The following is an 8,460-nucleotide window of genomic DNA, read 5'->3' on the forward strand; positions in this document are numbered from 1 at the left end:
AAGATTTTTTGGGCACGGGCAACTTCGTTGCACACCCCGGTGAAACCCGCTGCACTGACCCAGCACTCACTTTTCCATTTGTTTGCTTGTGATGAAACCGAAATTATTAAAGTGAGTGCTGGGTGTTTCACGGGGCGAGCGGGCGGCTCTGCCGCTCACGGTTGGGGAGTACGCTTCAAGTCTATTCTCGATGGCGATTGCTGGCATCCCCTGAATGGATACGTTATCTTTGTATAAAGAGGATGATCTTGACTGTCCCCCATGAATTATGTTCAGTATTCCCTATTCCCTATATGTATATAATAAGTGCCAGTCTGAGCACCCCAGTCTCTTAAAATATGTCCAGGTCAACAGTGGAAAACCGCATCCGGGCAGTGTCAGCCATGAGCAGGTTCCCTCGCAGGATAGGACTTACGCCGGTCATAATCCTGACGAGTTCGCCGGCCTGAAGGGATGCAGCAAATGAAGCCACAGGGGCCAAAACTCCTTGTTCATCCTCCACAGAGTTGGCTGCCTTACCCATGAACTCTCCAATCCCAGATTCACCCGGCCATGTGGTGCATACCAGAGCGTGCCACCCGGCAATTCCAGCTGAGACCAGGGGCAAGTCAGCAATTCTGGCCATTTCCAACAGTTCCTGGCGGTAATCTGCACCACCCAGGCAGTCTGCTACGGCCTGAACAGAATCCAGCAGATCAAACCTGACGAAATCCTCAACAGCCACAACTTCCACCAACGGATTGATGGCGAGGGCTCTTTGCCTGGCCGCCAGGGCCTTGGATTGTCCCAGGGTTTCGGATGTGGCCAGAATCTGCCGGTTGCAGTTGCTCTCTTCAAATACATCCGGATCGCAGGCTACAATTTTACCCACTCCCATGCGCACCAGGTATTCACAGAGATTGCCACCCAGCCCTCCGCACCCGACTAAAAGTACTGCCGATCTGGCCAGGCTGATCTGATCCGTTAAACTCAGGGCGTGGTTGTTCCTCTGATAGCGCAACGGGATTTCCCCTGCCTCCATGGCCAGCAGAACCTCTTCCTGGACTATGTTACCTGATTTGTGTGCACGGTTGAATATTTCCCGGTCTGAAATATAAGTTTGTATTGGCTGCTGGATCATATTACTTACATAACTCATTGTATTCGTGAATTTCTATTGAATATAATATACAAAATTTACAGCTTATTTGTAGATTCAATTGACTGTTTGAAGATCTGTTTACTTTGATTTATAAATAAGTATAGTTGTAAAAATATTTCTTATGTCCATTTTTTCATCCACCACAAATATAAGGACACAAAGATACTGAATCCCTGTCCGAAAGCCTGGTTTTCAAGTTAGCTAGTTTACCGTTAACAAAAGCGAGCATGACCTGATCCTCACTAAGCCCTAAGTACTTCAAAAGATCTGCCAGGGTGGAATCACTGGACACTTGAAAGTATTCAGGATTATCTGGTGCATATTTTTCCAGAATTGATTCCAGGTTCAATTTTATAGTGATGGATTTTGCATGAAAGCAGGGTTCGTAAATTGCATTATTTGACTTGTTTTTTTTCATATAACCTAGTCCAGAATAAGGTCTTGCAGAATTCTTTTGGTCGGATGTCTTTTTAGAGTAATGGCTTGCAAAAAGTCAGTTTGTCAAGCTTAAAAGACAGCAGTCTAAATAAATAATTTATAAAAGTTAAAAAGTTACAATGACAATCTTAAATGTTTAACAATATTTATTGGCTATTTGCAGTTACATCTTGCTAGTTCTTATTCAATTGTGTAGGATGTTATACAAAAAATATCGCTGTCATGATATTAGGGAGGCCCAATGCTTTTTAAATTCTTCACCTTGCAGGTACGAATTATATCTCGAGCAAGAATATCTGACGAGTCATACCGGGGCAAGGGCTGGTGAGCAGATGAAAGCGAAGCATCAGGCAGAAGACTCAATTCTGTACACGCGATGACCAAAGCCTGCGCACCTTGCGTTTCCAGGCTGGATACGGAACTTTCAAACACAGGAAAGGCCAGGTCCATTGCCCCTTTTTTGATATCCTTGATAAGAACCATAACCCTGTCCTGGCAGGCCGTCTCAGGGTAGACCACCCTCACCCCGGACGCAGCAAAAGCCTGTTGGTATAGGCCTGTAAGGATCAGTGCAGTGGAACCCAGAATGCCCACCTTGTCTATCCCAGGCTGTTGTCGCAGAACTTCCTGTACTGTAATTTCAATCAGGTTGAGCATCGGAATGGACACTGCACCCTGGATATCCTGAAAGTAGTAATGGGAGGTATTGCAGGGCATGGCTAGAAAGTCAGCGCCCCAGGCTTCCAAACATCTGGCCATGTCCTGCAATTCCGGCACAGGACTCTCCCCTGCACCATCGATAAGCGCCTTGATCCGCGAAGGAACTTTGGGATTGTTGTCCACAATACAGCGGATATGATCAGCATCGTCCAAAGCCGGAGTCAAACGGATCACACGGGACATCAGGTCCACAGTGGCTTCTGGTCCCATTCCGCCGATGATGCCGACGATCTTTTCCTGGTTTACATCTTGCATATTATTGTTAAGATAACCATTCAGAGGGGTGCCGGATACGGGTCTGCGGCGATATTGCCAGAAATCACAATTGACGCCTTCCTGAACGGCAACGCCTTGATCATCTTCGAACTCAGGTATCGACTCATCAATGCTTCATTCCACCGTTAGCCAGCCAATCCAAACTCAATCTATACAGCGTTCCCTTGCTGGGCACACCTTTCTCATCCCAGCCCATCATAGCATAGTACAGGTCCACGGCCTGTTGAAAGGAATCCGGAGAAATGGCCTCACCCTTGAGTACACCGTCGGGCAGGGGTTCGAACATCCGCCGGAAGAGCTTATCGTCCTTGCTGTCCATTCCCTGGCGGACATTGAACATCCTGGCCAGGACTATGGAGCGCTCGGCCACAAGCATCAGTTCATGCACACTGGTTTGCCAGCCGGTTATGGCTTCCACGGCTTCACATAATTTGTCATAGGTCATGGAAAACAAGGGAGCCACAACAAAGTTGCACAGCCCCAGGGTATTGTTCATGGCCCAGGTCTTTTCCCCGGCAATAAAGTAGCGCACCTTTTCCGGACCGGTGTCCAGGGCCTGAGGCGCAACGAAGATGCCCAGCGGATTAACCAGCTTCACCCCTTCGCCCTGAAAGGGAACCTCGTGAGGGGCCTCGATATGATCAGCACCTGTCGGCGACAGGGCAAAGCCCAGACCGACGCCTGTCTTTCCCCTTGGATCATGAAAGGCCGGCTCCTGTCCCTTGACATGAAAAGCATACTCTTCAGCACCTCTGCCAATGGCTGCAGCAGCCCTTTTTACACCCTGGGACAAAATGTCGCCGATGCCCTCCCGGGCACCGATCTTTTCAATGAGATCCAGCATGCCTTGTGCGTCATCGAACTTAAGCTCTGTACCTCCCAGATCACCGGCGGACAAAATGCCCTTTTCCGCCAGTTCCATGGCGAAAGACACCACAGCCCCGGTACCCACTGTATCCAGGCCCAGTGCATTGCAGCGCTCATGTCCCTTGCAGACCGCATTCAGGTCTCCCACCCCGCACATGGAGCCCAGTGCGGCCAGGGTTTCATATTCCGGTCCCCCATACCGTTTTTCTTCTGTGTTGTTCACCCTGCGTTTGCAGGCAACAGCGCATTTATAACAGGTATGAGTGCCTTTGCTGACTTTCTCATATCCTTCCCAACCCAGGCTGGAAGCATCCTCAAACTGGCAGTCCCTCCAGTTACGGGTAGGCAGGATACCCGAATTCTGCTGGGCCATTAGATGCTGCACCGTTCCGAACTTGCGCATGTTAATGCTTGGCATATGCTCTGCAATCCTTTTGCGATGCCATTTGCTGATCTCGTCCAGCTTATCCGGGTCAGCCAGGGACATGTTTGCCGAGTCTCCACGCACGGCCACTGCTTTTAGATTTTTAGATCCCATGACCGCTCCCATGCCGCATCTTCCGTTGGCATGAGCCAGTTCATTGATTATACAGGCCAGCCGGACCATGTTCTCGCCGGCCGGACCGATGGAGGCAATACGGATTTTCTTTTCCCCCAGCTCATTCTTTATTGTGTCCAGTGTGGGGGCGTTTTCCTTGCCCCAGATATGAGCGGCGTCGCGCAGTTCAACCTGACCATTATTGATCCACAGGTATACAGGCTGGGGAGATTTTCCCTTTAATACCACCGCATCAAAGCCGGCATGCTTGAGTGCCGGTCCCAAATAACCAGCCGCCTCGGACTCTCCAAAGCCGCCGGTTAAAGGATTCATGGCTGCAACTGTATAGCGGTTGAAGCCGGATATTCCGCTGCCGCAAAGTACCGATGCCGCAAATACCAGAACATTGTCCGGCCCCAAGGGATCAGCCTTCGGCGGAATTTCCTTGAGCATATACCAGGATGCAAGGGACCCGCCGCCCCAGTAGGTGCGGTACCAGGCCTCATCACGCTCATCCACGGACCAGGTCTGGTTGGTCAGATCCACGACCAGTATTTTTCCGTTGTAACCAAAGGGCATTTGAAGACTCCTTTAATGGTTTTGTCAATTAAGAAAAGTCATAGTTTTAAGGTTTTTAGCAATAATAAAAATGGCTGGCTTGAAATGGCAGTCAGGGCCTCCAGCCTCGCAGTCTGGGAAATTATTAACCTTCTACCTGCATTAATTATCTTTCCTGAATGTCGGCATATAGGCATACAGCGCGGGGGAGCCACCGGTATGCAGGAACAGGACATTGCTGCCCCGTGGAAAATGTCCGGAACGGACCAGATCCAGGAGTCCGGCAGCTGCTTTACCCGAGTAGACCGGGTCAAGTAAGATAGCTTCATGCTTAGCAAAGAGGCGAACCGCCTCGACCATGGAGTCCGTGGGAAGGGAGTAGCCGGGGCCGACATACTGGTCGTAGCAGACGACCGCCTCCCTTGGGATGGACATCTTCATTTCCAGCTTTTGTGCAGTCTCCTCAGCAAGGTTGTAAACAATGCCTTCCTGGACATCCTTGGGTCTGGAGACGTTGATTCCGCTGACCGGAATATTTGCATTCGTGCCGATCATGCCTGCAACCATGCCGGCATGCGTACCTGCGCTGCCTGAGGGCACGACGATGTGGTCGATGTCCTGGTGCCCTGCATTCAACTGGTTCATGATCTCTTCTGCGCAAGCCACATAGCCTAGGGCGCCTATGGGATTGGACGCTCCTCCGGGGACGATATAGGGTTTTTTGCCATGGGACTTCAATTCATCCCCTTTTTTGCGCATTTCGGCCATCATGTCCGAACCGCCGGGAACAACCGAGATGCTATTCACATCCAGCAGATGGAACAAAAAATTGTTTCCATTGTTTTCAGGATGATAAGTTCCCTTAACCCTCTCTTCCAGTATCAGGTGACAATCCAGATTTTCCTTGCAGCACCAGGAGGCCGTCAGCCTGCAGTGGTTGGACTGGACCGCCCCGCAGGTAATTATCGTATCCGCTCCCTGCTCCAAAGCATCGGCCAGGCAGAATTCCAGTTTGCGGGTCTTGTTTCCCCCTCCAGCCCCTGGAAGCAGATCATCGCGCTTGACAAACAGATTGACCTCCATCCCCAGGAAAGTGCTCAGGTTTTCCATAAACTCGATGGGTGTTGCTTCCTCCAGGTAAGCACGACGGGGATATCTGGTAAAATTCATGATAGTCTCTCCTGTTTTGCAAATGTTTAAGGTTGCAGTTACAATCAGTCGCGTGGACCGTAAGATTTATTCGAGCTACAGATAACTCTTTGACTTTTCTGTTCCCTGTCATCTGTTTTGGCAGTTCAACACTCGAAAACTGCCTCAATCTCAATATCCGCGCCCAGTGGAAGGGCCGCTACCTGAAAGGCCGTCCTTGCGGGATAGGGCTCCTTGAAAAACTGGGCGTAAACCTGATTTACGGCCTGAAAATCGGCCATGTTGGTCAGAAACACCGTAACCTTGATCGCCCGATCCAGGCTCGTGCCACCGGCCTCGGCAATGTTTTGAAGATTTCGCAGGCATTGTTCAGCCCGGACCTGGATGGAACCCTGGAGCATATCTCCTGTTTCCGGATCCAGGGGCAACTGGCCTGAGGTAAAGAGCAACGATCCTAAAGCTACTGCCTGGGAATAGGGTCCTACTGCTTGAGGAGCCTTGCTGGTGTGAATAACGGTTTTTGACATGCGATTCTCCAATGATGGTTAAGTTAAATTATCAAGTTGAGGTTCAGTACCCCAGGATAGTTGGCAGCCACAGCACGGTTTGAGGAAAAAAGACCATTAAGATGATCATACCTATGGTAACAGCACAAAATGGCAGGGCCTTCCAGGATATTTCTTCAAGAGTGACATTGGCGATACCTGAGGCAATGAACATATTTTCCCCCAGAGGAGGTGTGGAAAAACCCACACCGCAGCAAGCGACCAGAATGACGCCGAAGTGAATAGGGTCTACTCCCAGAATGGTCATAACCGGAAGCAGGACTGGAGTGACAATCAAGATAAGGGCCAGGGTTTCCATGAACATGCCCAGAAACAGCAAAAACACGACAACCAGAATTAGAAGAAGATGGACGTCCGAGGTTATGCTCAGCAACTGCTGGGCGATGAGATCCGGGATCCGGTTCTCTACCAGGATTCTGCCGAAGGCGAAGGCCGTGAACATAATGATCAGCACGCGCCCGGTCAGCCAGGAAGTGGTGGTCAGGGATTTTTCCAGGCCTGCAAAGGTGATCTCCCTGTAGATGAAGATGCCCACGAATAAGGTATAAAAAATAGCTACTATGGCTGCTTCCGTGGGTGTAAAAATTCCGGAATATATCCCGCCCAGAATGATCACCGGTGCCAGAATGGCCCAGAAACCACCCTTTACAGCCAGCAGGAAACGACGCAGGGAAAATTCCTCCATGTCTTCACTGTAATTGGTTCCCCGACAGAGCAGAAAATGGACTATGATCAACCCCATGGCGATCATGAGGCCTGGGATGACCCCTGCCAGAAACATTTTGGTGATGGACTGCTGGGAGGTTACACCATAGATGACCATGGGAATGCTGGGGGGGATAATGATACCGATTCCCCCGGCACTGGCCGTGGCTGCGCCGGCATAGCCCTTGTTGTAGCCCTTCTTGATCATTGCCGGAATCATCAGCATGCCCACGGCTGCGGTAGTGGCCGGGCCGGATCCGGAAATGGCTCCAAAGAATACGCAGGACAAGGTTGTGGTGATGGCCAGACCGCCGCTGATCTTGCCTACCATGGTCTCCGCGATGTGTACCAGCCGTTTGGAAATACCGGCGCAATCCATCAGTGCTCCGGCCAGGACAAAGGCAGGCAGAGCCATGATGGGAAATGAGTTGACCGAATTGAAGGCGATCTGGACAATACTGGAGAGATCTGTTCCCACATAAATGAAGGTGATCATGGCTGAAACGCCCAGCGCTACGGCAATGGGACTTCCCATTAGCAGCAGGATGACGAAATACCCGAAGAGGACGGTTGCTGGTGACATGATGAGCTCCTTTTAGTTACCCGACTTCTCGGCCAGTTTTGTCATGGCCTCAGCGTCAACCTTGTCAACATCGCCCATTGCCTCTTTTTTGACATGCATAATGTAATTAACCTGTATGATGCGTAAGCTCATCAAGGTGAAGCTGATGGGAAAGATATAATAGAGATAGGCCATGTTCCAGCCCAGTGCCGGGGAATGAAAGGCAAATAACTGCATATTGTTGATGACCTTGATGCTTTCATGTATCATGGTCACATTGAAGCCGATCCAGATGAAATCAGTGAAGATTTGTGAAAATTTGCCAATCGCCGGACGAAACAGTTTAAACTGCATTGTAACTCTATTGTGGGCATACAGTCTGGCAGCATAGGACGCCCCAAAGAAAACGAACCATACAAAACAAAAACGGGAAAGTTCTTCGCTCCAGGGCAGGACAATACTGAATGCTGCGCGCAGGAATATCTGGAAGAACAAAACGATGACGAAAAAAGACAGCAGGACCACACAGATGTATCGTTCCAGGTTGTCGAGAATGTGCAATATTTTTTTGGCCATAAGGATTTCTCCAGGCGGTGTATCTGTTTAGCGCTTTGCATGTGGCATGGGGACTGGCTCTTCCGGGACCCACTTGTCCCAAAAAATGAGATATTTTAAGCACAAAATGATGCTCAAGTGGGGCCCGGAGTGCCTGTCCCTTGCTTTCCTTAAAAGCGCTAAACAGATACAAGGCGGTTAAATGAACACAGAGGGTCATAGCTCCAACACTTGCTGTTTAGGAGAAGGTGTCGCTGCAGTATCAGCAAGACAGCCTGTCATATGTATGGATGTTTGCACGACAATGAAAAACAACTCTGAAAATATGGAGAAATGACCCCTCCAAGGTTCTGCTTCCCTGGAGAGGTCAAGGACAGAGGCTACT

Annotated in this window: 9 protein-coding genes; 1 reads left to right on the top strand and 8 read right to left on the bottom strand. The window is 50.0% G+C overall.

Annotated features, from left to right (window positions below; genetic code table 11):
- The coding region (locus D5S03_RS12530; protein WP_287044266.1) for a hypothetical protein at positions 1-237 on the top strand (237 nt) is incomplete at its 5' end.
- Between the two features lie 94 nt (positions 238-331).
- Here the strand turns inward: D5S03_RS12530 and D5S03_RS12535 are convergent.
- The 8 genes from D5S03_RS12535 to D5S03_RS12570 form a co-directional block, all read right to left on the bottom strand.
- Positions 332-1,120, bottom strand: coding sequence for a HesA/MoeB/ThiF family protein (locus D5S03_RS12535; protein ID WP_050775164.1), 789 nt, complete (start codon positions 1,118-1,120; stop codon positions 332-334).
- Positions 1,121-1,274: 154 nt separating this feature from the next.
- Positions 1,275-1,559: a MoaD/ThiS family protein gene (locus D5S03_RS12540; protein WP_008869823.1), complete on the bottom strand. Its 285-nt coding sequence runs from the start codon at positions 1,557-1,559 to the stop codon at positions 1,275-1,277.
- Positions 1,560-1,807: 248 nt separating this feature from the next.
- Positions 1,808-2,554, bottom strand: a complete 747-nt coding sequence (gene cuyB / locus D5S03_RS12545) for a cysteate racemase (protein WP_008869824.1) — start codon at positions 2,552-2,554, stop codon at positions 1,808-1,810.
- Positions 2,555-2,681: 127 nt separating this feature from the next.
- Positions 2,682-4,559: an aldehyde ferredoxin oxidoreductase family protein gene (locus D5S03_RS12550; RefSeq protein ID WP_008869825.1), complete on the bottom strand. Its 1,878-nt coding sequence runs from the start codon at positions 4,557-4,559 to the stop codon at positions 2,682-2,684.
- A gap of 141 nt (positions 4,560-4,700) precedes the next feature.
- Complete coding sequence (gene cuyA, locus D5S03_RS12555) at positions 4,701-5,708, bottom strand: D-cysteate sulfo-lyase (RefSeq protein ID WP_008869826.1); 1,008 nt, start codon at positions 5,706-5,708, stop codon at positions 4,701-4,703.
- A gap of 125 nt (positions 5,709-5,833) precedes the next feature.
- Complete coding sequence (locus tag D5S03_RS12560; RefSeq protein ID WP_008869827.1) at positions 5,834-6,214, bottom strand: RidA family protein; 381 nt, start codon at positions 6,212-6,214, stop codon at positions 5,834-5,836.
- Positions 6,215-6,257: 43 nt separating this feature from the next.
- A complete protein-coding gene (locus tag D5S03_RS12565) occupies positions 6,258-7,541 on the bottom strand; it encodes a TRAP transporter large permease (protein ID WP_008869828.1) in 1,284 nt (427 codons plus the stop codon).
- Positions 7,542-7,553: 12 nt separating this feature from the next.
- The gene (locus D5S03_RS12570; protein WP_008869829.1) at positions 7,554-8,096 is read right to left on the bottom strand and encodes a TRAP transporter small permease; all 543 of its coding nucleotides are present in this window, start codon (positions 8,094-8,096) and stop codon (positions 7,554-7,556) included.
- Positions 8,097-8,460 lie beyond the last annotated feature (364 nt).

Origin of the sequence: Desulfonatronospira sp. MSAO_Bac3, from assembly GCF_003838035.1 — a bacterium.
GTDB classification, from domain to species: domain Bacteria; phylum Desulfobacterota; class Desulfovibrionia; order Desulfovibrionales; family Desulfonatronovibrionaceae; genus Desulfonatronospira; species Desulfonatronospira thiodismutans.

Excerpts from the sequence above, each read along its gene's own strand:
- D5S03_RS12535 (WP_050775164.1), bottom strand. The coding sequence starts at position 1,120 with ATGATCCAGCAGCCAATACAAACTTATATTTCAGACCGGGAAATATTC.
- D5S03_RS12540 (WP_008869823.1), bottom strand. The coding sequence starts at position 1,559 with ATGAAAAAAAACAAGTCAAATAATGCAATTTACGAACCCTGCTTTCAT.
- cuyB (WP_008869824.1), bottom strand. The coding sequence starts at position 2,554 with ATGCAAGATGTAAACCAGGAAAAGATCGTCGGCATCATCGGCGGAATG.
- D5S03_RS12550 (WP_008869825.1), bottom strand. The coding sequence starts at position 4,559 with ATGCCCTTTGGTTACAACGGAAAAATACTGGTCGTGGATCTGACCAAC.
- cuyA (WP_008869826.1), bottom strand. The coding sequence starts at position 5,708 with ATGAATTTTACCAGATATCCCCGTCGTGCTTACCTGGAGGAAGCAACA.
- D5S03_RS12560 (WP_008869827.1), bottom strand. The coding sequence starts at position 6,214 with ATGTCAAAAACCGTTATTCACACCAGCAAGGCTCCTCAAGCAGTAGGA.
- D5S03_RS12565 (WP_008869828.1), bottom strand. The coding sequence starts at position 7,541 with ATGTCACCAGCAACCGTCCTCTTCGGGTATTTCGTCATCCTGCTGCTA.
- D5S03_RS12570 (WP_008869829.1), bottom strand. The coding sequence starts at position 8,096 with ATGGCCAAAAAAATATTGCACATTCTCGACAACCTGGAACGATACATC.